Consider the following 25,657-nt stretch of genomic DNA (forward strand, 5'->3'; position numbering starts at 1 on the left):
AATTTCATGGCGAAATAAAAAATGTAAGCTGTTCTTACAGTTTTCATGTTCTTTTTAGCTTGTTTTGCGTTATAATGAAAGGATGCACATTATGAACGAATTGGAGGCACAGCCCGATTGACTACTTACCCTTTTGCCTTTGATCCGTCCAAGCCGTTTATTGAGCAGGCAAGTGACTGGATTGCGGATGTATTTTATGAAGTTTTGCCTGAAGTCGGCTTTGAGGTTCGGGATGAACAAATTTATATGGCATTCCAGCTAGAACGTGCCTATAAGGAAAAAAAGACCATTTTTGCAGAAGCAGGTGTGGGCACTGGTAAAACGCTGGTATACCTGCTGTACGCTATTGCATATGCTCGATACATGAGAAAACCGGCGATTATCGCCTGTGCGGATGAATCGTTAATTGAACAATTGGTAAAGCCGGAAGGGGATATCGCCAAGCTGGCACGGCATTTGAGTCTGACGATTGATGCCAGATTGGGGAAGTCGCCGGATCAGTATATTTGCCTGAATAAGCTGGATGAGGTGCGAGGCGGACTGGATGAGGACGCAGATGTTTTCCGTGATATTTATCAGGAACTGCCGGATTTTGTTCATTTTCCAGATACGTTACAGTCCTTCACTCCTTACGGAAATCGGAAGGAGTATCCCGAGCTAACAGATGGACAGTGGAGCAGACTCGGATGGGATGTATTTCAAGACTGTCTCGTTTGCCATCAGCGCCATCGTTGCGGTCAGACGTTGTCTCGTGATCATTACCGCAAAGCGGCAGATCTGGTCATTTGCTCTCATGACTTTTATATGGAGCATGTATGGACCTACGAAGCGAGAAAGCGCGAGGGTCAGCTGCCGTTGCTGCCGGAGCACAGCTCTGTCGTCTTTGACGAAGGGCATCTGCTGGAGACAGCGGCACAAAATGCACTTACCTACAAGCTTAAGCACGCTCAGTTTGAGTCTATTATTACCCGACTTCTCGAGGGGGAAGTGCGAGAATCTTTGGCAATGACGATCGAAGATGCGATCTCCCAAAGTGAGGTTTTGTTCGCTGCGCTTGATAAGAACAGTCAGCCTGTACAGGGTTCTAATCGCAAGGAGTTCATCCTGAATGAGTCGCTGATTCGAGAGGTAAACCGCTTTGGTGAATTGATCGGCACGATCGAAGAAGAGCTTGTATTTGAAAGCGGGCTATTCTCTTTGGATGAGTATCAAGTCAAAATTGTGGAAGAACATTTGGAAATGATTCAAACCGCATTGGCTTTGTTTAAGCGTCCTGAACTTCTCATTTCGTGGGTGATGGAGGATCAGGATGGGTTAACGCTTGTGGTTATGCCGAAGATGGTAAAAGAGATTCTCAAAGAACGAGTATTTGCGCAGCATATACCAATCGTATTCTCTTCAGCTACGCTTTCCGTAGAGAGCTCTTTTGACTATATGGCACAGAGTCTCGGTATTGAAAATCCGCTAACGTTTTCTGTTGCTTCACCTTATGACTACAGCGATCAGATGCAAGCTGCACTGTACCCGTTGCAAGTGGGGCATGATCCAATCCAGAGAGCGCTGACACTGCTGGAGAAATCGCAGGGAAGAGCGCTTATCCTGTTTCCTTCACAGGAGGAACTGGCTGCATTCAAGAAGGATCTCGTTGCTTACCCGGAGGCATCAGCCTATCGTTTTCTGTACGAAGGTTCGGCTGAAATCAGCCATCTGATCTCAGCTTTTCAGAATGATGAGGAAAGTGTGTTGTGCGCTGTTACATTATGGGAAGGATTGGATATTCCTGGACCTTCTCTGTCGCACGTCATTATCTGGTCACTGCCATTTCCTCCGAATGATCCGGTTTTTACGGCTCTGCGCAAGGATGCAGCAGATCCGTTTATTCAGATAGATATGCCTCACATGGCACTTAGACTCAGACAAGGCATAGGGCGTTTAATTCGCTCGCGTAATGATCGAGGCTGGATATCCATCATGGGCCAGGATTTGAGACGTCAAGAAGTACGCACACAAGTTGAACAACTACTGCCTGCGGGCGTAGAATGCACCGTAATTGAAGGAAACCCGGAGGGAATAAAAACATGTTGAATTTTACAACGTACACAGTAGATCAGATTAAAGATGCTTTTGGTATTTTGACTGGACAGCGTTATGAATTTATCATTGATGTAGAGGTAGAGGAGGACGACGAGCTATACACTGAAAACGGACTGTATATCCGTTGTCTTTATTTAGTAGACGAAGAAAAGACGGGACTGCTAAAGTATGAATTAATTGAAAAAGTAACGAATAGTTACATTGATCTTGAACTTGAAGATGATGAGCTGCAAGCTGTTGAGAACTTCTGTAAAGAACATGTACAGGATGAAACAGTGAAGTAACAGTATAGAACACTTAGCTAGCACAGCTGGTGTATAGCTAACATATAATGAAGATATCAAGGAGTCCTGACATGATCAGGCTCCTTTTTTTATGGTCAAATGAAGAGAACTTATTTGCTCTAGCGCAGTCTATCCCACACATTCACCATAAACAGCATAATACCAGCCGCGAGTAACACCCACCCTATGGCGATCCAAACTCCAGCCTCTGGGATTTCGTAATTTTCACCTATAATTGCCAATATCAACACAGGCAGACCGATATTATGCATCCAAAAATGGATATGTGCCAGAATAGTAACTGAAAGTGCAGGAAAGGTCACATAGATCAGACCTATAATTCCAAGTGCAATCCAACCCAACAAATGAATATGAGACTGAACATTGGACAGGCTGTAATCACCCGACAAGCCAATAATTACACTAAGCAGCACACTGAGGGCAAAATATACGGCAGCTATCTTCAGAAATTGCTTTCCCATATATGAACTCCTCCTTATGTTGCACGGGGATATTTTGTGACATCTTCTCTATCATATCGAGCAAGCAGGCAGGGTGTGTGGGTATTGTGACTGGTCCATTTGACAAAAGCTTCAAATACACATAAAATCTTATTGCATCAATACTTACCGTATTACTGTGTTTTCTCGGAGATGATAGCGAACTTCTCCGACAAAAGGCGTTAATTTTTGACCATTGGTTTATTTTGGATTCGCCATTAAAAGGAGCTTGAAATTATGAATGTATATCAAAATACCCTTGAACTCATCGGACGTACGCCATTAGTGGAGCTGAGCAGCTATTCTCTACCGAGAGGAATTCGCCTGTTTGCGAAGCTGGAGTTTATGAATCCCGGCGGCAGCGTAAAGGATCGGGTAGGTAAGGCTCTAATTGAAAAAGCATTAAAAACAGGTCAGCTGAAGCCAGGTGGGACATTAATTGAAGCAACAGCAGGCAACGCAGGTATTGGTCTTGCGATGGCGGCGCTTCATTATAATATCTCGGTTATTTTTGCTGTGCCTGAGAAGTTCAGCCAAGAGAAGCAGGACCTGATGAAGGCATTGGGAGCACGCATCGTTCATACCCCGACAAGTGAGGGGATGAAAGGAGCTATCGAAAAAACAAAAGAATTGGCTGCTGAAATAAAAGATGCATACTTGCCACGGCAATTCAGTAATCCGGATAATCCCGAGGCATATTATACGACAATGGGACCTGAAATATGGAACGATCTGGACGGCAAAGTGGACGTATTTGTGGCAGGTGCAGGCTCGGGGGGAACGTTTATGGGAACCTCGCGTTATCTTAAGGAACAAAATGCAGCCCTTAAAACGGTCATCGTGGAGCCGGAAGGGTCCATTTTGAATGGCGGCGAGTCAGGTCCACATAAAACGGAAGGAATTGGCATGGAATTAATCCCTGAATTTGTGGATAAAGGATATTTTAATGCCATTCACACCATTAGCGATGTTGATGCTTTTGACCGTGTCAAGGAACTGGCTGCACGTGAAGGTCTTCTCGTTGGCAGTTCTTCAGGGTCTGCTTTACATGCCGCTTTACTGGAAGCCGAAAATGCACCGGATGGCGCACATATTGTTACCATTTTCCCGGATAGCAGCGAACGTTATCTGAGCAAAAAAATATATGAAGGCGGGATATAAAATGAAACGCAAAACAAAACTGATTCACGGCGGGCTTCCTACCGATCCCCATACAGGCGCGGTTAACGTTCCTATTTATCAGGTAAGCACTTATGAGCAAGAGGAAATTGGCGTCCATAAGGGATACGAATATTCGCGTACAGGCAATCCGACCCGGTTTGCTCTGGAGGAGCTGATTAAGGATCTGGAGGAAGGAAAGCGTGGTTTTGCTTTCGGTTCGGGTATGGCAGCAATCCATGCGGTATTTTCACTGTTTAATGCAGGGGATCATATTTTGCTGACCGATGATGTATACGGAGGCACCTACCGTATTGTAAGCAAAGTCCTCAGCCGTATCGGAATTGAGTCCACATTTGTGGATACGACTGACCTGGAAGCCATCTCCAATGCAATTCGTCCGAATACGAAGGCATTGTATGTCGAAACGCCAACGAACCCGCTTTTGAAGGTTACGGATATCCGCGCTGTTTCGGAGCTTGTAAAAAAACATGATCTTTTATTGATCGTCGACAACACATTTGCTACCCCTTATTGGCAGACGCCAATTACACTTGGGGCTGATATCGTCATTCACTCTGCTACCAAGTATTTGGGCGGCCATAGCGATGTTGTAGCCGGTCTGGCTGTTGTGAACAGCGACGAGCTGGGAGAACAACTTCATTTTCTGCAAAACGCCATTGGTGCTATTCTCGGCCCGCAAGATTCTTGGTTATTGATCCGAGGTATTAAAACATTGGGTCTGCGTATGGAAGCGATTGAGCAAAATGCAAAGGAAATTGCAGCCTTTTTGGAAAAACATCCGAAGGTTAGCAAAGTGTACTATCCTGGACTGGAAAGCCATGCACAGCATGAACTGTCCAAAATCCAGGCCGAAGGCTTTGGCGGCATCATTTCCTTTGATGTAGGTAGCGACGCTAACGCGGTTGCACTTCTGAAAAAGGTGAAATATTTTACACTGGCTGAAAGCTTGGGAGCGGTTGAAAGTCTGATTAGTGTTCCGGCACGTATGACGCACGCCTCTATTCCAGTAGAACGTCGTGCAGAGCTAGGTATTACCGAAGGTTTGGTGCGGATTTCGGTTGGGATTGAAGATCTGGAAGATTTGATCGAAGATTTGCAGGCAGCATTGTAAGAAAATAATCGTAATGTTCAAGAGAGGTAGCTGAGGCTGCCTCTTTTTTTGTGTATTGTAGAATAAAGTATTGCTTTCCCTTAATAACCGAGTATAATACTTGGTAATAGATTGAGCCGAAAGGAGAGAGACCCTATGAAACAGATAAAAACACGCAGTTACCTGCAGGTAGATGACTATTTGGATCTTCTTAATTATGCGAAACAATTGAACGATATAGAGTGGCAACAGGAGCTCAAAGAAGCCCTGCGGCATCAATTGCTGGAGAATGGCAAAGAGACTAAAGATTCTGAGATTAATACGCTGTGGCGGCATTTTGATCAGATAAATGATGAATTGCTGAGGTTGTTTGATCTCTTACGGAATAGTAATAACGCGGCGGATCGAAACTCGTGGAGCGAACAGATTTGGGAGCTAAAGTTAGAACGCATTAAGTTGGAAAAGCAAATTCAAGCGAGTTATGCACATTTTTAAAATAGTAACTTCACCCTAAACATACTATACCCTAGTATTGTTAGCAACAATCATGGCAGCATTAAATAGGTTTTTAGATATAGAAATTTTTAATAACGAAGTGAAGCACTCTGCTTTCTTCGTTTTTTTTGTTTTATCATAGCTACTTTTTTGAGAAGAACAGAGGAGTACGTAGAGGTAATAACGAATAGTTTTATATAGTTAAATTGAATGTTAAACGGAATATAACCGCGACTACGTCTCTGAGGAAACAAAAACCTGGAGGGGGAATGTTATGAGGTTCACACATCTGGAAAAAGCAACAACTGTGCTGTCGGATCATCCGGTACGTCTGAGGTCTGCTTATGCAGTCGGTCCGGTCATGCTCCCGGAAAATTGCGGTGTGGGCAGGGAATGGACAAGTTATTTTGCCCATGAGGAATGGAATTTGGAAAAGGCTTGTGATGAAGAAGGAGTAGAGCTTTCAGCCGGAGGAAAGGCAGCGTGCCGATTATTGACCGAGCTGGACCCTCGGACTGCCGAACTAAATCTAGGTGTTTTTCCGCCTTTGGCCGAACAAGAAAGGCTTTTGCTGGTTTCAAATCTTCGTTGTATGGCTGCACAGGAAGTGATTTTCAGACCCTTTGAAGGAACGGGACAAATTTGGATAGATGGCACACTGGTATATGCGGAATCCGGTCCTTTTCGCTTGTATCTGGAGGAAGGCGATCACACGGTAGTTATCATTGCTGCGTTTATTCCCGAGGAGGCCCGCTCTATTCGTATCAGTGGAAATCAGGTATGCGACGAACCAGATGTGACAGAACTGCAACGTGAATTTGTAGAGCGTAATATACGTTTTCATATGGCTTGGTTAGAGGTTGAGAAAAGTGCTGGCAGGGAGGGTGAAGACAGCCCGATCTTATTTTATTTACTGCGTAAGGATCGGATAGATCTTCCCTTAGATCAAACGTTATGGGTCGAGGTAACGAATGATGAAGGCATGAAGCTGGATCGCTTTCCAGCACATTGGGAGCAGGAGCAAAGCTATGACTGGGACGAGGAAAAGGCCAGGAATACGGGAATGCTGCACTTCACCGTTACATATCGGGATCATGAGGCTGTGGAGCATCATTTTGTGTATTCGGCACTTGTGCGGCCTTTGTCAGTCGTCGTGGAGGGCTTGCAGGAAGAGTATGACCGGTACATTCAAGCCCGCGCTATAGATATTCTTCATTCTGCGCAGAAAATACAAATAGAGGGCCTGCTTGAGGAATTAAAAAGGTTAACGGATTTGCCGGAAGATCCTTTTGAAATCTGGGATTACCGGGTTGTACGTGAATATATCAAGCTATTAAAACAAATCTTCACGTGTGGACATGCCGAACAGTCACACTCCCCGTCCTTACTTCAAGAAGAACACATCTTTTTGTCTAATGACGGAATTGGGGAAGGATTTTTTGTCTCCCGTTTGGATAATAGTTTGCAACGCTATACCATTCAGCTTCCCAGAAGCTATTCGACTGACCGACAGTATCCTCTGATCGTTCTGATGCCAGGCAAGCGATATGAACTGGGCTTGCCGGATTTTCAGAATCGAGGTTTTGGGCAAGGCTGGGAAGAGGAAGCTATATTCGTTACTTTTTCATGCCGTGGTGTAACGTTGGGCAGTTATATTGGAGAAGCTGCTTTTTTGGAGGCGCTGGATGTCATACTGCAAGCGTACCGAGTGGACGAAGAGCGGATCTATCTGACGGGTTATTCGAACGGAGCATATGCGGCCTGGGCGATGGCACAGGCTTATCCTTCTCGGTTTGCGGCTATTGCGGTTATCTCTGGAGCGCCACATCCCAAGCATCTGATAAATCTGTTGAATATGCCAATATTGAATGTATGCGGAGATCAGGATTACTTATTTGCACAAGCATACACAGCCCCTGTAACAGAGCTTCCATCTGATCATTTTAAAGGTGTCGTAGAGCGGCAGTCTAATCACTGGGATACGCATGAGCTGAGACTTCTGGACGGCGTACTGGGTTGGCTTATGCAATGGAAAAGGGATGTCGTACCTCAGCGTATTGCCTATCGGACGGAACGGGGCAGACATAACCGGGCTTACTGGCTGGAACTGACGCGAATGGATGAAAATGAGGAATATGCCGAGTTGTACGGTGAAATGAGTGCCACAGGTGAGTTGGATATTGAGGCAGTTCACGCCGAAGAATTTATCATTCATCTTTCTCAAGAGGTCATGCCCTTGGAATTGGCCCAAGTTCGTATCGGAGCCCGTATTTTCGTGTTGGACTTGCGGGAATACAGCCGCTTTCGCTTTGTTAAAACACACTCACATAAACGTCCCTCACCTGAATACCGTTTGATTGCCGAACGGGAGGAAGAAAGCAGTGAATGCTTTTCAAAAGAATCGGATGCCAAAAAGGAAATTGTGGATTCGAAAAGCGTGGGAAGAAACGTTTTGAGCCATGGTATGGGTGTGCTTGACGTTTATATGGATCGTCTTCACATTGTCCTTCCATCCAGCTATGCTACACCGGAGGAAGAGCAGGCGGTGAGACGGACGGCGAACGCCTTGGCTAGCCCACGAACAGCGACTTGGAATCCGTATATCGGTGTTCATTATCCGGTGGTGTCTTCCAATGATATTACAGAGGAAGCACTGGCTGATAGCAACGTGATATGTGTCACTTCGGGCTTGTCCAGACATGAGCTGCTTCAGAAGCACCAAGCTGATCTGCAAATTACATGTACGGAGGAAGGGTATACATTGGGCGGCGATTTTACGGCAGGCGAGTATTGTCTGTCATATATTCAACCTAGCCCATGGTCTGCAACCCAGCAAATGCTTGTCGTAGCGACCAATTCCCCCCGTATGTTGGGTAAAAACCTATTTATGCGCAGACTGATTATGCCTGGATATTTTAATGGTTTACACCCATATTTGAATAAAGAGATTATTGTGTATGACAGCAAGGGAGTGCGTGCTTTTAACTTTACTTCCATCAGACATGCGCACCAAAAACTGCAAGGCCAATAAAGAAGACAGCTAATTAGACACGATAATCCTAAAATAAAAAAACGTCCGGAGTTGGGGAGGGGGACTGACCCCTTAACGTGAGACAAATCAAAACTCCTTCAAGAGAGCTCAACCATGTCGAGATATGGAAATAGCCTTGTGCGTCCACTTTATTGACAAAGCTAAAAAATGTGAATATCATCATAAACGTTTTGAATCCTTCTTCTGTCCAGGGAAAGGCACATTAAGTGCACAGGAAAAGATTAATCTAGTCATGCAATCTATTAATATTATTATAAGATATTTTTTTTGATCTATTTAGAGAGCAAATGCTCTCTCTCCGAAGGAGGGAAAACATAATGGAAAATTCATTTGAAAACAAGTCGGTTATTGTAACTGGTTCGAGTAAGGGGATTGGTAAAGGAATCGCCAAAGTCTTTGCTGAAAAGGGAGCTAAAGTAGCCATTATTTCTCGTAACCTAGATGAGGCCGAGATATGCGCTGCCGAAATCAGAGCATCCGGTGGATACGCGCAAGGCTTTAGAGGTGATGTCACGGATCGATCTTCTATGGAAATGATGGCACATTCAGTATCGGTGGCCTTTAGCGGCATTGATGTGTTGTGTGCTAACTCAGGTATTGCCCCTATGACTACAATTGAAGAAATGGTTGCTGAAGAATGGGATAGCGTGATGAATACTAATGTGCGTGGAGCTTTATTTTCTGTACAGGCTTGTCTGCCATTCTTAAAAAAAGCTGAATATGGAAGAGTGGTGTTAACATCTTCGATTACGGGGCCGTTGACAGGATTTGTAGGATGGTCGCATTACGGTGCCAGTAAGGCTGCCCAACTCGGTTTTATTCGCAGTGCAGCGCTTGAGTTAGCTCCGTTTGGTATTACAATCAATGCGATCATGCCCGGTAATACAATGACTGAAATGATACAAACCTTCCCAGAATACATTGAAACCATGCTTCCAGCTATTCCATTGAAACGGTTTGGAACCGTTGAAGAAATGGGACATGCAGCTGCATTTCTTGCCTCTAAGGAGGCTGGCTTCATCACGGGACAAACAATTATTATCGACGGAGGACAGAGCTTGCCTGAATCTTAATAAAAACAAGTTTGTACCAAGAGGAATAAAATGAATCCTTGAGTAGTCATACCCCTGTCAAGTAGACGAATGAAAAAAGCTAAGTTGCAAGCGCGTGCCGATACTCGATCGGGGCGCGCTTTTTGAGTTTATCCTGAAACCGCTGAGCTTCGCTCCGTCACCAGATTTGAATATCGCTTTTTAAGTAGTCCACCCCTGAGCTATCAAGTAATCTCGTTCTTCTTTGATACTGGAAAAGGAGGTACGTGTACGCCCCTCATCGGGCTGGATGAACCCTTGCGCCAATCGAGCGTTTCAGCATTTCGAACCTTCTTCACCCAAACTTTGAGTTGGTTAGCCATACGAAAATCCCCTCCAGGTTCACTCATACCCTCATGGTAACACACAAGGTTTTTTTAGAGTGCCTACTTGAAGGGGATGATACCACCCAGGCGATCCTGACGGTTTTTTGCTGCTTTATTGCAGTGGTTTGTCATGGTAATGACGTCATATATAGAAGGGCGTTAGGACAGATCAGTTTTTATACTGCTCCATCAGGTACATGATCTTTACTTCATCGGCTAAATCTCCAAAGGGTTCTAACGGATTCTCTTGAATGATATGATATAAACGCTGGATTCGTTCCTTTGGCAGCTTGCGTACATATCTGGAAATGAAAGCAGCATGGATGACTACGTAGCGCTTTTTACGGACGGCCGCACTGGCTACGCGGACGAGAATATCTTCGCCCCCTGCCAATTCCAGAATACGGCGCTCATAAAAGACTACGTATCGGAATGTCCGGTCCTTGATCAGCTCACGATTGAGTCTGGCAATCTCTCCGATATATCTGACCATAAGCGGCTCGAAGCTCTTGATCAGGAGAGGATCGAGCGTTAATTCCATGTCTTTGCGGAGAACAAAAGATTGCAGCAGGGCGACCTGCTGGAGCCTTATCCGATCATTGTGAATGAGTACAGCCATCTCACGCAGCATTTCATAGGAGACACGCTCACTGAGCTGCCGCAGGGCAACCGCGTTTTTATGATTAACGTTTAGTCCTTCCTGGATCTGCCCTATACGACCTCTGAACAGACGTATAAGCTGCCTACGCTGTTCATGAGGATAAATACCCTGCTGTAGAAGCACCAAGGGCAGCAGAAAGAACGCACCGACGATACCGCATAGAAACATTTGTTGCTGCGAGTGGCCGAAAAAAACAGTAGCGGCCAGCAATATGACGCCGACGGCAAGGTCTTTACGAAAATAACGTTTGGCTCTAAGTTTGGCATATTGCTCTACAGGAACTAGTGTATCCCGACCACATGATGTACACTTCTCTTCCCAAAGGGCGGTGAATTGTCCACAACGCTTGCAGACTCTTAGCTTTTGGAAGGCGTGCTCTGTGCGGGTAAATGGGCGAAATTGTACAGCTTGTTTGGAACTATTCATTGTGCTCACTTCTCCGGTTCAGCAGGGCCAAAAGCTCGGTGTCGATTTGTGTAATCGACGGGGCGCGTTTTTTATGTATATAGTAAATTAGTGATTTGATGGCGACAAAAAGAAACATAATCGCCAGACATCCGTATGAGATCATAGTGTACTTCCTCTTTCTGCTTGGATTTTTACTTCAATATTTTACATGGGCGGGTTTCGCTACTGTCATTTTTGTCGTATAAAGGAGAAGGCTGGTGCCCGATTGCCCTTGTTGGGGTATAATTATATCATTACTGCAGGATATTGGTAAAATCTCGCGGTATGACAGGCTTTTTGGTTGGATTCAGACCATTTGGGCAGTATTTTCAGCTGGCGTTCATGTAAAACTCATTATAATTTAATAGTAGGGGAGTACAACTGTAATTTAGAATGAGAATTAACCGGCAAAGGGGTACAAGCGATGTTTAGTAGAGACAGAAAATGGTTTTTGGTCATCGGAATCATATGTACAATGATCATGACCTCGATTTTGGCATGGCAGCCACAGATGGCGAATGCCGCTTCGCCCTCTGCTTCTAAGGTGGATGCGGTGCTGGTCGTCGATGTAAGTAATTCAATGAACACCAGTGATCCTGGGAAAATTGGCAATGAAGCCATGAAAATGTTCATTGATATGCTGTCGACGCAAAATGACAAGGTCGGGATTGTAGCGTATACGGATGTCGTACAGCGCGAGAAAGCCTTGCTTAATATTACATCCGAAGCGGATAAGCAGGAACTGAAGACGTTTATTGACGGACTGAACCGGGGGGCGTATACTGACACCTCCGTGGGTGTCAAGGAAGCGATCCGCATTTTGCAAGATGGTAAAACAGCTGGACATGCGCCTATGATCGTCATGTTGGCCGACGGTAACAACGATTTTAATAAGACGACAGGCAGAACCGAAAGCCAATCCGATCAGGATATGGCACAGGCTGTAGCCGAGGCTAAAAATAGCGGCGTTCCGATCTACACCATCGGCTTGAATGCAGATGGGAAGCTGAATAAAAACAAGCTTGCCGACATAGCGCAGCAAACGGGCGGCAAGTCCTTTATTACAAGCTCAGCGGATGACTTGCCGAACATTTTAAGTGAAATTTTCGCCAGCAATTTGAAGTTGAAAGTGGTGCCTTTGCAGTCCATTACGGCAAACGGCGACTATCAGGATGTAACGGTAACCGTACCGAACGATAGTGTGCTGGAGGCTAACATTTCGATCATGTCCTCGAAACCGGTGGATGCGAGACTGATAGACCCGTCGGGCAACACCAAGCCGATTCCTTCGAGCGATGTGCTGCTGTCCAAGTCCAAAAGCTACTCGCTGATTAAACTGCTCAAGCCTGTGGCTGGTGACTGGAAGCTCCAAGTCAAGGGAGTCCAGCAGGATCAGATTGATATTAATCTGGTGTTTAACTACGATCTGGAGCTGAAAATGGACGCACCGTCCGCCAAATCATACAAAAAAGGCGATGCAGTTCAAATTCGTTCCTACCTGACGAGCAATAGCCAGCAGCTTCAGGATCAGGAATTGTATGCGAATATGAATGCTGTTCTGAAGGTCAAGGATCTGGATTCCGGTACAACGAATGAGGTGCCGTTAACCAATGCAGGGGATTCTTTTACCGGTAGCTATACGATTCCAGATGAGCATGACTACGAACTAACCGTTAGAGCAGAGGAGAAGAGCTTCTACCGTGAAACACAGCCTGTAACCATCAGTGCTAAAGCAGGGGCGACGAGCGGTACGAATACAGGCACAACGCAGCCAACAACACCTGCTGAAAAGTCCAAGCTAATGCCACTCATTCTTTTAGGGCTGGGACTGCTCATTCTGCTGGTTGCCGCATATTTCATCTGGAAGGCTGTCAAAAAGGCCAACCGTGGCTTTGTCGGTCAAATCGTACTGGAAATCCGGGATGAGAACACTGGCGAAAAAACGTATCCACAATACAAGAAGCTGAACACCTTCCGGGGCAAATTTAATCTGCACCAGTTGCTGCAACTGGCACCGGAATTTGCTGGAACCGACAAGGTCGTGTTCACACCAGCCAATCAGGATCGTATCATTGTGCGCAGTACCCCCGAGATTACGATTGAGAAATCCGGACGGGCTGTAGACACAGGCAACGGTCTTGAACTCAAAAACGGTGATCGTCTGACCATCCCGTTAGCCAGTGTGGACAAAACCATTTTACTGGAATTTATTTCAGTAAACAGCTAAACGAACCCTTAGGAGGTCATATCTATGAAACCAGTAGTTAGAGAGCATATCCAACAATTAGACGTATCACTCGGCGGGGGGATCGTAAGCGATAAGATCAGAGTTGATACTATTGATAATCCTATTTTAATTATCGGACTCGGAGGCACGGGAATTGATGCCCTTCTCCGCTTGAAATATCAAATTAACCGCAGATTCAAGCTTCCAGCAGATCCGATCTCCAAGAAAAAGAGCGATAAACCGGACAATGTGGAATTTCTCGCTTTTGAAACGAATGAACAAGACCGCAACAAAAAATACAAGGGGATTGGTTTGGACCCCATCAATGAGTTTGTACTGCTATCCAATGCGGAAATCGGCGGATTGCTGCAAAACCGCAGCATTCTTGAGCCGTATATTACCGATTGGCTGTCTCCAGAGCTGAGCATTACCGATGGTATGAATGGGGCGGCAGGGGTACGTCAGGCAGGACGATTGCTGTTGTTCACCAAAATCAATCAGGTCGTACAAAGCATTGACAAAAAAATCAAAACCTTGTCTGAAGGCACCAACAAGAAGCTTATGGTGTTCCTGCTGTCCGGTTTGTCCGGCGGTACAGGAAGCGGTACCTTCCTCGATATCTCATATATCGTCCGAGGAATTATTGAGCGTGACTATGGCTCTGCAGGTGTAGACCGTGTAAATACATTAGGTTATCTGTTTACACCGGATATTAATTTAGCGAACAAAAGCCTGAGCGAGCATACACGTGAATATATTAAAAAGAACGGCTATGCTGCACTGAAAGAGCTGGACTATTGGATGAATGTAGACAGCCGTGGTGAACGCTTTAAGCAGCAGTACGGAAATATTTTGGCCGTGAACTCGCCGCTTCCGCCGTTTAATCTGTGTCATCTCATTTCGGCCACGAATACGGAAGGCAAGCTGTTGGAAAATGCTTATGATTACTGCATGAATGTCACCGCCGAGAACATCACCAACTTTATGGCGAGTGAGGAAAAACAGTCAGGCGAAGAGTTTGCCATTCATGACTATATCAGCAATATCCGTACCAACATCGCACAAATGAATAAGGCCTATCCGGCAAACTACGATTACAATATTATCGGGGCTTCCTCGGCGGTACTGCCAATGGAGGAAATGACGACATATCTGGCCTATCGAATGTTTGGCAAAATGTCCAAAATGTTTGAGCAATCGCCAAATCAAGAGGATGTAGAGAAGTTTGCCCGCAAGCTGGGCGTGGATCTGGATAGCATGATCAAAAACTTTGAATCCCGTGTACCTGAGCCGCTTCCGGGCTTTGAAAACAGTGAACGGTTGAGTTATAGCAATGTTGTTAAAATGCAAGTTGTCAATATGGACACCGAGCTGGAGCAAACGTTCCTGACGCGTGCCCGCGAAGAGTATATCAAAGCGAAGAAACAGCTTCCTGGCGAAATTACAGGACAGTTTACGGACCAAATCCGCCGGATGTTTCTGCATCCTGAGCAAGGGCCGTTTTATGTATCCCGCATGATTTATACTGAAAAAGGATTTAGCTTGCTGAAAATGCTGCTTTCATATGTTGAGACGTTGCGTGAATCACTGCACCGTATTCCAACGGACATTGAATGGGCGCGTGAGCAGGCGAACGAAAAGCTGGGCGATGCCAAGAGCGCGTTTGTGTCCAAGGATAAAAAGAAAAATGCGTACATTGAAGCGAAAATTAATGAATATTGGCTGCGGGCTGATGTGGAACGTACAGAGCAGCTCATTGAATTTTATGAAGACCTGTATGACCTGTTGAACAAGGAAAATAGCCGCATTTATAATGTATTTACTGAAATTTTGAACGCATTGAGCGCAATTTTCGAGAAGAATGGCGATCTGCTGATAAATGGCGAAGAACAGTCCGATCACAAAGGTAACAAAACGTACTATTGGAATCTGGTAAGTGTACCGGATATTTCTGAAGTTGTGACCAAGCTGCTGGATAACCGCAACGGTGACGATTTGATTCGTGATTTTGCCCAAGAATTGCTCGAAAATTCAGATCAATGGGTGAAGGATCAGGATATGGACATCATCAGCTCAATCTCCAATTTCTTGACTGATAAGTTCGGTGATCTCATTACCCGTTCCATGGAGGATTTCCTCGTCATGAAATACGGGCAAGATGAAGCCATTGAAAAATTTGTGGAGCGCTACATTGCGAGTAAACTGGATGAGGAAGCTGTACCTGTGTTCCATCTGAGCAATAGCTCTGGCAACTTGTACTTCCCGTCATGGGGATTCGTTTCAGTACCTGTACAGTCGCCTAATATCCTGAAAGGCGTTCGCAATTATCAAAATAATGCAATTGGCAAATCACACTTTACTATTAAAGAGAGTGAAGTTCGTAACCGGATTTTCTGGCTCAATACGCGTAATGGTGTTCCTCTGTTTGTATATACGCCGCTCAAAGTGTATGAAGAAAGCTATGAAAAAACGATTCTTGACCGCGAAGGTATTGGCCGTCATCTGGTGCAAACAGGTCAGAACAATTGGACTAATCTGCCGTCGCCGATTCCTGAAAAGTCATGGGGCGAAACTTACGTCAATTCGCGTGTGCAAGCTTACAATGCCCGCATTCGTAATGATTTTGACCGTGCCAAGTCACTTGGCGTGATTCGGGAAAAGGATGTCGATCAGAATACGAGCAGCCGCTTCACTGTAATCCGTTCACATGCGCTAGATCTGAATGCGATGCTGGCAGGCTACGATATGCGCTTGCAGGAATCCAAGCCGAATTTGGGTGAAGTAAAAAGAGCATGGTCTGAGTTGAAACGTCTGCTGGCTGAAGGGCTGGAGCAGGCCGGAAGCAAGGACATCTTTGGCAGCATCAATGAAGAGATGGCGAAGGAAAACCTGATCCGTTCACCAGAATTAACACAGGTGGTTCGTGAAGAACTGGCGAAATATACACAAATTGAAGCGAAAGCCGCTGAATTGGAAGCTTTGCTGGGCAAATATCAGGATGAAGAAAAATGGCTGGATCAGTTCATTCAGGCACTCTATACGGACACGATTACGAAAAAAGGTGCTTTGTACGTCTATGATCGCGACGAAGAGGAAGAGGCTTGGGAGCCGTTTGCCAATGTCATGAAGAGCCGTAATTATGTGGAGTTTGAAGTGTTTACAAACTTCCGCGGTTTGGAAGAAAAGAAATTTGCTGCTCTAATGCGCAAGGCGGATCGCCGTGATGCTGTATTGACTTCATCGGAGGATATTACACCATTGCTGTCGAAGCTGGACGAACTGGCTGCGATTTACACAGAGGCCCGCAATCAATTGGAATATGAAAAGGTGGAGCTCGCTAACGGAGCGGAACTTTATGCATTCTATGCTCAAATGGCTGGAAAATTAAACGACATCCGCAGAAAGTTGAAGTAAAGTATGAGAGAGCAGCTGTTACGTTATGCGGCTGACTATGCAGTCGCAGAGGACCAATTAATCGGAAGCGGAGATGGACGCAGTAGCATCCATTTCCCGTCCGTGTTTCTTTTTATCGGTGATCGCATGAACCCGGTGATGAACACCATTGCAGATATCAACCGGACCAAGTGGGATAACAGCACGGGAGTAACGTATATTCAGATCCGCTCGCAGGAAGAACATGCGGCTGTAGATCGTTCGGTGGATGCTATTGTTCATACGATAGCGGTACCGGAGGAAAGTGGCCACCAAACGATACGCCGTGACTTGCACCAGGCTTTTTATACACATGAATCGCAGCTAATTGAGCTTAACACCGCGTTGCGCCGGGCTAGTGGACATCTGGCAGATTACGGTCGGTTGTATTCTTCGTTCGAGCGTGTTCATTTGTCGATTTTGACGACAGCGGATGACCCCATGAACGTATTAATCCCTGAAATTACGCTGTTGGCGGAGTATATTTTTGCACAGTCTTTTAAATCGGTACAAATGGATCTGTATGTGTTGGTGAATGAAAGCGATCAGGCTGTCCAATTCGGCTACAGTAGTGCAACGTCCGTTGCTTTTATGCGGGAGCTGGACTATATCCAGAGTCCAGAGTATACGTTTACGGCACCGCTTCATATGACTGAGGACAAATTGACCATTCCAGTATCCCATGCTCCATCACCGTTGTTCGATCTCGTCTATGTGCTGTCCGACAAGAACGAACGCGGCGTAACGGTGCCGAATAGCCTGCGGGAAAGCTGTGACATCATTTGCCACATTCAGCTTCTTAAAAACCGCTATCAGGCAGGAGATTCCTATCGGTCACAGGATGGGGGATACAACAATACATCGTTTAAAAACAACATCATGACGGAATCCGGGCGGCAGGGTTATGTGTCGGCTGGATTTTCCCGAGTCAACCGCCCTAACCAGTCAATCGCACTTACGGTGCTGTATCATTTTTATGTGAAGCTGCTAGAGCGTATGAGAACAGAGCAGGAGTGGGACATACGCGATAAGCTGAATTATTTTGGTTTAGATGCTGCTGAGCGCGGTCGCACGCGAAATGATCTCGTTCCTGGTAATGAGGCGATCACGGACATGAGCGCACTGATGACCAGCGGAGCCAGCTACGGCTCCTTGAAGCGAATGACATTACGTGAGGCGGAGGGAGCCTTGTTCGGTCAGGGCTGCGAAGCCTTTTTCCGCGATAACTGTGAACGGATTATGCACAAACGGTTGGGAGATTTTCAGGCGGAATCAGGTCTGCAGTTGGCTGTGAATGCAGCTTCCAAGGAATATCCTGAAATCGGCTTATTCGAGTTGACAGACTGGACGGATGAAAATAAAACAGGAAATGTGCTTACGGCCATTCGGGGGCTGATTCGGGATACGTCCAATGACTTGCAGATTAGTACCGCTGAACTGGACACCCTGTATAGCGGTCAGGTGGAGGACCAGCCTTTTCAACGACTGCCACTCATGGATAAGCATAATGTGCGCAGCTTGATTCGTTACCTGACCGAGACGGTTTACGGGCACAAACTGCACATGCTGCGAATTCAAGCCGATTTGGAGCTGCTTCGTCGCTATGAACTGGCACTAGAAAAATGGCATGCACAGGCGAAGCATATTACAGTACAGCTTTCCAGCCTGGAGCGTGAACTGCATCAAGCTGCAACGGATAGTATTCGGCAGGCTGATAGTTACACAGGTCAAAACCTGTTCGAGTATTACGAGCGTGTGACGGAGGATGTCATGCGTGAGCTGGAGAGCAAGCGGGGAAAATCTATATTCTTTGATACCCGGCATATGGGGCCTGTATCCGGATTGCTGGACGGGGGCCTGTCCGCATTGGTGGATCGACTTACGCAGACCTGTCGAACCTTGATTCTCAGTTCACAGCCGTTTAATCAGACCTTCGAAGAAGAATTATTGCGGCGTGCCAATGTAGCTGCTGCATATGAAAATCGGCTGGTCGTTCCGAAGGATGAGCTGTTTAAGAAACTGTATCAAACGTTAGAGGAACATGGTGGAATTAACGTACGTTTGCTCGACTATACCCATGAGCATCGGTATGAAGAAAAGTACTTCTTTGGTGACTACGAAGGCGAATTTCTTCCTTATGCGATGGATGTGGACATTACTTCGCGTATTTACAAGCTGGGTTTTGTACATGAGCGTCGCAGCAGCGGGGTGGAAAAGCTGCATTTGATGGGCGGCTTCCATCTGGAGGATCTGATGGTTTACCGCAACGGCAAAACGTATTATGAGACATATACTGCGAATGGTTTCGTGTTTCACGGAATCGACGTGGACCGGTTGCCGGAATTGCGGTAGCCACATATTAATCCTACTTTAATGATGGAAGGAAGCAACGATTCTTATGAAGCAACGTAAATTTAACGTTCTCCTATTACTGTTCGGCTTGTTGGGTGCTGTAGTAGGCTTCATCTTGGGAGAGCTTATTCTTCACAAATTGATAGGGCACTGGCCGCATATCGTCGTGATTGGGCTGTATTTTGGCATCATGGCACTGTGCATTGGCCTAGGTTGTCTGATTGGCGAACTAATTTCGCCACAGTTAAATGGGCATTCATGGCGGCAGCGCTACTCCGGGTTATCCTGGAAGTTACTGGTGCCTGCTACACTAGTGATGTTGTTCGTGGCAGGTCTGCTATTGGAGTTGGGCTATCAGGTTAACCCTGAAGGGCGCAAGAGCGTACAGGACCTCGTGCTTGTGATTGATAATTCCGGGAGTATGCAGCAAACAGATCCCGATAATGAGCGCCTAACGGCTGCCAAGAGTCTGATTGGCCAAATGGATGGAGACAAGCGGGTAGCCATTGTTTCATTTGAATCTGCTGCGCAGTTGGTTCAGCCATTTACTCCCATTGGCACAGATGCAGAGAAGCAAGCGGTTTATTCCAAAATCGATAGTATGCAGACTATAATGTCAGGCGGTACAGAGATCGGGCTTGCTTTGGACGAGACGATCAAAGAGATTGAAACCCAAGGTAATGCAGAAAAAGGTTCTCTCGTTATCATGCTCTCTGATGGCTTTAGCGATCTGGATACCCAGACAGCATTGGCTCCTTATATCGCCCGCCAGATTCCGATTAATACGATCGGGCTGAAACTGGCAGAGTCGGATGGTATAGCCTTATTGCAAAATATTGCTGACCTGACGGGCGGAACTTATTCTAATGTAGCCAATGCCCAAGGACTTACTCAGGCGTTCGGAAAAATATATAACAAAATCGGTGATCGCACACTGGTAACGGAGCGGACAGGTGAGTATGCCGACAGTCTGTATTTTGCCATTTATCGCGTAACGGCGCTGGTCATTATCGGCGCTTTATTGGGATTGGCTCTTGGGCTGATGTTCGATAACCGTTTTCTCGCACGGAATTTTGCGATTGGAGGAGTCCCGGCAGGCTTGCTCGCTGGTTTTATTTTGGAAAAGGGACTATCTGGCTCGCCTATAGGCGACTTGATGATTCGTTTGGTGGCAGCGCTCGTACTGGCAGCCCTTATTGCTGTCTTTTCGCTTGTTCTGCCGATTGCGGAAAATACTCGCCGATCTTCCGGTGGAGGAAGTCAGGGTGCGCCATCAGGACGCCGGAGAGGGGCACCGGAAGCCCCGACGCGCAATCGACGCAGCAGTGGATTTTAGAACGGGAGGCTGGAACTTATGCAGTATAGGGAAGCACAGCCCGGTGATCCTATTATTTCGGAGCTGAGCCACAAAATTGATGACAACCGGGTTGTGTTACGCTGGCAGTGGCCTGAGGGCGCAGCCGTGGTATATATTGCGAAACAATCAGCCGATGCAGGTGTGAATGGGCAAAATGAAGGTGAAGTTTTACCGCCTTTTTCAAGCCTAAAACTTTTTACACGCGAGGAGTATAAGGCTGCTGGCAGCTATCGTGACCGAATTGAAGGCATTGGACGCGTGCGGTATATCGTATATCCAGCTGTTCGGGAGGATGGAGACACTTACGTGATCCGTCAGCAAGACGGAGCCAACCAACTGGAGTTGAGCACGGGGAGGGCTAAAATCAGATATGCAGTTCACCATAAAAAAAGCTGGTTTCGCAGCCGCAAAACCGTCCAGATTCAGGTGACAGCCGAAGTTCCTGTCCCGCAAGAGGCGCTTTGCTACGTGAAGAAGCGCGGGGGTTATCCAGCAGACCGGGACGATGGAACCTTGTATCCGTTCACGGCACCTTTTGCCGCGGGACGGAATGTTTTACCCTCTGTTGAAGTGGGGGGAGATGAATATGTGCGGCTGTTTTTTACGGATGGCCAGAAATATGGCACGGTATATGAATTAGTCCCTGAATGAAAGGAGGCCGCAACCGATGAGTTTTCTTAGCAATTTATTCAGAAGAAAGCCACAGGCAGCGCCAAGGCCGTTATTTTATGATATTGTGTGCCCTTATTGCTTTAGTAAATTTTCCCCGGAGGAAGTGGTATTCCGTGCTTCTCATCACCGTGAAGATGACGAGGACTACGCTTTGGGTGAAGATGAGCTGTTGAACAAATATCGGGAGCGTTTTGGTTTGGACAGTGTGCATGATATGGAGGCGATTTTGCATCCCCATGATGTCCCTGAGGAACATCGATTGTATTCTGATCATGTACTGACAGGACTGACCGACCGTTATGGCGAGCTGACGCGTCACCGACTGTGCCCGCACTGCCATAACGAACTGCCCGTGACCGCGGGTAAGGTGCCTAGCAATATCATTTCGATCATTGGAGCTTCGCAGGCGGGGAAATCTGTTTATATGACCTCACTGATTCACACGTTGCAGCATGTTACGGCCGATCATTTTGACGCGGCTTGCATGCCGCTCAATGCAGAGATCAGCCGAAAGTTCCGCACCATGTATGAGGAGCCCCTATTTGAACGAGGGGATCTGCTTACATCGACACAAAAAGAAAAGATGCAGGAGCCTTTTATCTTCCAGTTTGTATTTAAGGATGAGGAAAAGCCGCCACTGACGCTGGTATTTTTTGATGTCGCCGGTGAGGGAATGGTAGATCAGGACTATCTGGGACTGCATGGACAGCATATTAAGAATTCTGCAGGTATTCTCTTTATGGTCGATCCACTGCAAATCCGCTCTATTCGGGAGCGCATTAAGATTAACCTTGGCGATAAGCCGGGTGAATGGGTCTCGCAATATGATGAACCGCGTGATGTCGTACTTACGATGTTCGGCGATTTTATCGCTTATCAGGAAAAAGGGAAAACGGACATTCCGACCGCTGTCGTCCTGACCAAAAGTGATATGCTTACTGCGTTGGCAGATGAAGAAGGCACATACATCAAGACGAACAGCAATATTTTTAATCCGATGGAGCATCGCAAATATATGGATTTGGATGAGTTCGCGAACATTGATGGCGAAGTTCGACGCTTCATCGAAAAGGTGGATAAGCCGTTCAAGGGCACGATGGATGTATATTTTACGGATACGGCCTATTTCGCAGTTTCCGCGCTGGGTAGCAATCCGGTGGAGCAAAAGCTGCAAGGGTTGGTTAGTCCGATCCGTGTGGATGAGCCATTCATTTGGCTGCTTTATAAGTTGAAGTACATTGAGGGGAGAGAATCACAGTGAGTTATTCTACCTCTCATTTAATACAACAGCAGATGTACACACGGGAACGGCGTGGTATTTTCCGTTCTACGGAAGGCTTCGATACAGTGGCTAATTCCAAAGGATTGGATGCTTCTTTTATTAAAAAGGTGCTCCATCCCTTATGTGTATATGATGCGCCTGCTGCTTTGACGGCGCGTGGTGAGAAACAGGAAAGCGTCTATCCGGAAGCTATACATCTGGTACGGACGGAGTCCGGGGATGTAGTGCTTGGCCGCAGTATTTATAAGGCCGCGGATTTTACTGGGCTGCGGAGCGCCTTTTTCACGCACAACTATGTGATTCCAGCCGGACATGGTGAATCTCCGTCTGACTATAAGCAGTGGCTGAACACATCCTTTGTTGATACCTATGATATTGAGCAGGGAACGGATTTGCCGGAATTGGAGCGTCTACCGGGTGGAAGTGTATTTCCGGCTGTTGACCCGTCTACAGTGCTGACTCAATTACAGCTGAGCGAAGAAGTGTTCAAACAGCTTTTATACGCAGTCATGATGTCCGCAGCAGGTCGCAAAAAGGTATATGTAGCGCTGAATGTTCCTGTAGAAGCGGTCGGATCTTCAGCCAAGCAGCTACTGGGTGTGCTGTATGCGGCACTGCCTTATGCATTTCGTAACAGACTCGGATTTCTTACATATGCACAGGAACCGAACAGCAGAAAAGGCATTCACTTGATGTTCGTTGAGCCTTTTAGTTTGCGTCCCGGTGATCGGAATGTGGAAAAGGACTTTGTATTTGACCTGTCTAACCATAGTCGAATACTTAATGTGGATGCAGAGCAGGTGAGACAGCCGTATTTTGACTGGATTGTCCGTGCGTTGCTGAATGGTGAGACGCCGGACGATTTCTTCAAATTTGCCGAGCAAATGCTGACAGGTATGGAGGCCGGGCGTGATTTGACGCCATCCAGCTATCATGAGCTAATTACGTTGTACAGAATTGAGCAGGGAGAGCGGGCATTATACAACGAACAACGAATCGCTGTGTTACGAAGCTTGACTGATTATTTATCGCCACCCGATGCGCTGCCACGTAAAATGAGGCTGAATGATCTGTTTCTGTCGTTTTTTGATCATGAATTTGATCGGGTGAAGGATGGATATATTCCAGACGTAGGTCTAGTCGATAGTTTCAAGGACTATTATAAAGTTCATGCACGCAGCAGCGAAAATCGGTTGGTGGAATATTTAATCCGTTCGCTAAACAATGCTTATACTGCCAGAAATACGGAAGCAGTTACGTATATTTATCATACGATTGAAGAAAATCCATCATTAGGCAAGGCATATTTTACGAAAGTGTTGGGTAATCCAGCACTTACAAAAATGCTGTTCATTCCCTACATGGACAGTCAGATGAAAAGAACACCGGATGCCAAGGGACTGCTGGCTGTTGTGCACGAATGGGGCAGTCGGTATATCGAAGTGTCGGCGAATGCCGATTTTCAGCTTTTGGCAGAATCTGCGCTGATGGGCAGACTGCGTGCCGAAAGAAAACCAGTAGAGGCTGTGGCTGCCATTCACCAACGCTTGCGTCAATGGGACAGCAGCTCTGCCGTAGGCAAACTGTCCCCGCTGGAGCAATCTGGACTAACAGAGCGCTTGCAGGAAGCGTCGGATCGGTATTTACTTACCGAAGTAGAGCTAAAAGAAATATCACCCGATCAGGTCGTACAGATTCCCTTTTTCACACGGCCCGATTTGGTGCAGTGGGTTGGAAAGCTGCCTGCTCCTCTCAAGGGACAAGCAGTGCGATTGATTGCGGCTTACGATTGGTTTAATACGGAGGAACCGGAACCGTCGGTGCTGGACGGCCTGGAGCCTGGCGAAGTAGAAAAGGTACAGGATTGGGCTTATGGCTGGCTGCCCCAGCAGCTTGCGGAAGGCCATTTTGCCCGTCTGTTGCCTGCTTTCTATCGTTCTGACGGGCCGGGAGAAGGAATATTGGACTTCGCTCGCCTAGTCGGTTCGATCCGCAAATGGGCGAAGGATAACGATACGATGTACCGTTTTATCCGATGGTCAGAGGAACACCCCGAGTTTGCTACTCCACGTGGCGGTTTCGAACCGGCGTATCGACGTGCGCTACTTCTATTCTTCCAAAAGGAAGGACGAGAGGGATTGCACAAAAAAACGCTGTGGCGTCAATATTTTGAACCTGCAAAGCCTGCTTTTAAAAATTTCTATTTGGCAGCAAAGCGGGAGACGGACACGCCGTTGGTCAAAACACTTCGTCGTTTCCGTAAAGGTGGGGTGATTTCCGGGATTGTGCTGATTGTCATTGCAGGTACGCTAGGTGGCCTTAAAGCAACCGGGGTGATCGGATCTGGTGACACACCTGCGCCTGTTGCTGCCCCGAAGCCTGTACAACAGCCTGTAGAGCCTACAGTGCCCGTAAAAGAGGAGCCTACGGCCATAGTGACACATGTGCCTAATACCAAGTCCACTACGAAAATGGTCAAGCTGCTATTTGCGTTTCAGACATCGACAGAGCAGGCAGAATTTAAGCCGAAGAAGCTCGTCATTGTCGGGGCGGATCAACAGGAGCACTTATACGAAAATTTTACGCTTGCTGAACAGAACGACAAGGAAGCAGCCATTAAAGCGAACAATGATCCATCCAGTGGCGTAAATATTGGGAACTCCACCACAAAAAGCACGACAGCAGATGGACAATCCACGGACAGTGGTTCCACAGCTCGTGGTGGTACATCCAGCGGAAAAAGCGGCGATCAGTCTGGAGCAGTGACAGACAATACGGACGGAGGCTCGACTTCAGAGATTTCTACTGAGGGTAGTGGTAATGGAACCAACACAGACACTGACGCACCATCGGAGTATGATCTGAAGAAGTATCCTTATCGTACGCTGTTGACCATTTGGCAACGGCTGGAGCTGAATGATGCTAGTACGGTTACCGTTGATGGAGAAGAATATCCGCTAGTTCAAGTGAAAACTTCAGACTAAGCAACAATAAAACAGTAATGAATGATGAATGAAGTAAAAGACGGGTTTCCTTCAAGGGCTCGTCTTTTATTATGCCTATATTTCCATAAAGGATGAATTCAAAATTTGAAATTCACCTTATCTAATAAA

Annotated in this window: 17 protein-coding genes; 14 read left to right on the forward strand and 3 right to left on the reverse strand. The window is 46.5% G+C overall.

Translation table 11 applies throughout. The features are described 5' to 3' along the window. Positions 1-117: 117 nt before the first annotated feature. Together ACM1ND_RS11325 and ACM1ND_RS11330 are read left to right on the forward strand one after the other, a co-directional pair. Positions 118-2,085, forward strand: coding sequence for an ATP-dependent DNA helicase (locus ACM1ND_RS11325; RefSeq protein WP_023988375.1), 1,968 nt, complete (start codon positions 118-120; stop codon positions 2,083-2,085). Next, positions 2,079-2,378, forward strand: a complete 300-nt coding sequence (locus ACM1ND_RS11330) for a DUF6509 family protein (RefSeq protein ID WP_023988376.1) — start codon at positions 2,079-2,081, stop codon at positions 2,376-2,378. The genes ACM1ND_RS11325 and ACM1ND_RS11330 overlap by 7 nt, the downstream gene beginning before the upstream one ends. A 119-nt stretch (positions 2,379-2,497) precedes the next feature. On the opposite strand, the gene ACM1ND_RS11335 is transcribed toward ACM1ND_RS11330, so the two are convergent. Continuing rightward, the gene (locus tag ACM1ND_RS11335; protein WP_053325323.1) at positions 2,498-2,860 is read right to left on the reverse strand and encodes a hypothetical protein; all 363 of its coding nucleotides are present in this window, start codon (positions 2,858-2,860) and stop codon (positions 2,498-2,500) included. A 255-nt stretch (positions 2,861-3,115) separates the two neighbouring features. Between ACM1ND_RS11335 and ACM1ND_RS11340 the strand changes: the two genes are divergently transcribed. The 5 genes from ACM1ND_RS11340 (at position 3,116) to fabG (ending at position 9,770) form a co-directional block, all read left to right on the forward strand. Beyond that, a complete protein-coding gene (locus ACM1ND_RS11340; RefSeq protein ID WP_053325324.1) occupies positions 3,116-4,039 on the forward strand; it encodes a PLP-dependent cysteine synthase family protein in 924 nt (307 codons plus the stop codon). A 1-nt stretch (position 4,040) separates the two neighbouring features. Beyond that, positions 4,041-5,171: a bifunctional cystathionine gamma-lyase/homocysteine desulfhydrase gene (locus ACM1ND_RS11345; RefSeq protein ID WP_023988378.1), complete on the forward strand. Its 1,131-nt coding sequence runs from the start codon at positions 4,041-4,043 to the stop codon at positions 5,169-5,171. A gap of 135 nt (positions 5,172-5,306) precedes the next feature. Continuing rightward, positions 5,307-5,645 (forward strand): hypothetical protein, encoded by a 339-nt coding sequence (locus tag ACM1ND_RS11350; protein WP_023988379.1) that lies wholly within the window; start codon positions 5,307-5,309, stop codon positions 5,643-5,645. Between the two features lie 274 nt (positions 5,646-5,919). Continuing rightward, complete coding sequence (locus tag ACM1ND_RS11355) at positions 5,920-8,676, forward strand: PHB depolymerase family esterase (protein WP_254348170.1); 2,757 nt, start codon at positions 5,920-5,922, stop codon at positions 8,674-8,676. 338 nt (positions 8,677-9,014) lie between these two features. Beyond that, positions 9,015-9,770 carry a 3-oxoacyl-ACP reductase FabG gene (gene fabG, locus ACM1ND_RS11360; protein ID WP_023988382.1) on the forward strand — a complete coding sequence of 252 codons (756 nt, stop codon included), beginning with the start codon at positions 9,015-9,017 and terminating at the stop codon, positions 9,768-9,770. A 513-nt stretch (positions 9,771-10,283) separates the two neighbouring features. On the opposite strand, the gene ACM1ND_RS11365 is transcribed toward fabG, so the two are convergent. Both ACM1ND_RS11365 and ACM1ND_RS11370 read right to left on the reverse strand, forming a co-directional pair. Next, positions 10,284-11,201, reverse strand: a complete 918-nt coding sequence (locus ACM1ND_RS11365) for a hypothetical protein (protein ID WP_418027724.1) — start codon at positions 11,199-11,201, stop codon at positions 10,284-10,286. After that, entirely contained in the window at positions 11,194-11,346 is a 153-nt protein-coding gene (locus ACM1ND_RS11370) for a hypothetical protein (protein WP_165147246.1), read from the reverse strand. The genes ACM1ND_RS11365 and ACM1ND_RS11370 overlap by 8 nt, the downstream gene beginning before the upstream one ends. 300 nt (positions 11,347-11,646) lie before the next feature. On the opposite strand from ACM1ND_RS11370, the gene ACM1ND_RS11375 reads away from it, so the two are divergent. Genes ACM1ND_RS11375 through ACM1ND_RS11405 form a run of 7 tightly spaced genes read left to right on the forward strand, consistent with a single transcriptional unit; the run spans position 11,647 to position 25,528 of the window. Then, positions 11,647-13,449, forward strand: a complete 1,803-nt coding sequence (locus ACM1ND_RS11375; protein ID WP_023988386.1) for a vWA domain-containing protein — start codon at positions 11,647-11,649, stop codon at positions 13,447-13,449. Between the two features lie 24 nt (positions 13,450-13,473). Continuing rightward, the gene (locus ACM1ND_RS11380) at positions 13,474-16,863 is read left to right on the forward strand and encodes a tubulin-like doman-containing protein (RefSeq protein ID WP_341062815.1); all 3,390 of its coding nucleotides are present in this window, start codon (positions 13,474-13,476) and stop codon (positions 16,861-16,863) included. A gap of 3 nt (positions 16,864-16,866) precedes the next feature. Continuing rightward, entirely contained in the window at positions 16,867-19,233 is a 2,367-nt protein-coding gene (locus tag ACM1ND_RS11385; protein ID WP_053325327.1) for a transcription initiation factor TFIID, read from the forward strand. Between the two features lie 46 nt (positions 19,234-19,279). After that, positions 19,280-20,569 (forward strand): vWA domain-containing protein, encoded by a 1,290-nt coding sequence (locus ACM1ND_RS11390; RefSeq protein WP_023988389.1) that lies wholly within the window; start codon positions 19,280-19,282, stop codon positions 20,567-20,569. Positions 20,570-20,587: 18 nt separating this feature from the next. Then, positions 20,588-21,241, forward strand: coding sequence for a beta-mannanase (locus ACM1ND_RS11395; RefSeq protein ID WP_068940786.1), 654 nt, complete (start codon positions 20,588-20,590; stop codon positions 21,239-21,241). Between the two features lie 16 nt (positions 21,242-21,257). Beyond that, complete coding sequence (locus ACM1ND_RS11400; protein WP_023988391.1) at positions 21,258-22,523, forward strand: TRAFAC clade GTPase domain-containing protein; 1,266 nt, start codon at positions 21,258-21,260, stop codon at positions 22,521-22,523. Then, on the forward strand, positions 22,520-25,528 hold the full coding sequence (locus ACM1ND_RS11405; protein WP_418027728.1) for a hypothetical protein: 3,009 nt from the start codon (positions 22,520-22,522) through the stop codon (positions 25,526-25,528). The genes ACM1ND_RS11400 and ACM1ND_RS11405 overlap by 4 nt, the downstream gene beginning before the upstream one ends. Positions 25,529-25,657: the final 129 nt, after the last annotated feature.

The organism is Paenibacillus sp. JJ1722, assembly GCF_048282685.1.
Classification (GTDB): Bacteria; Bacillota; Bacilli; order Paenibacillales; family Paenibacillaceae; genus Paenibacillus; species Paenibacillus polymyxa_B.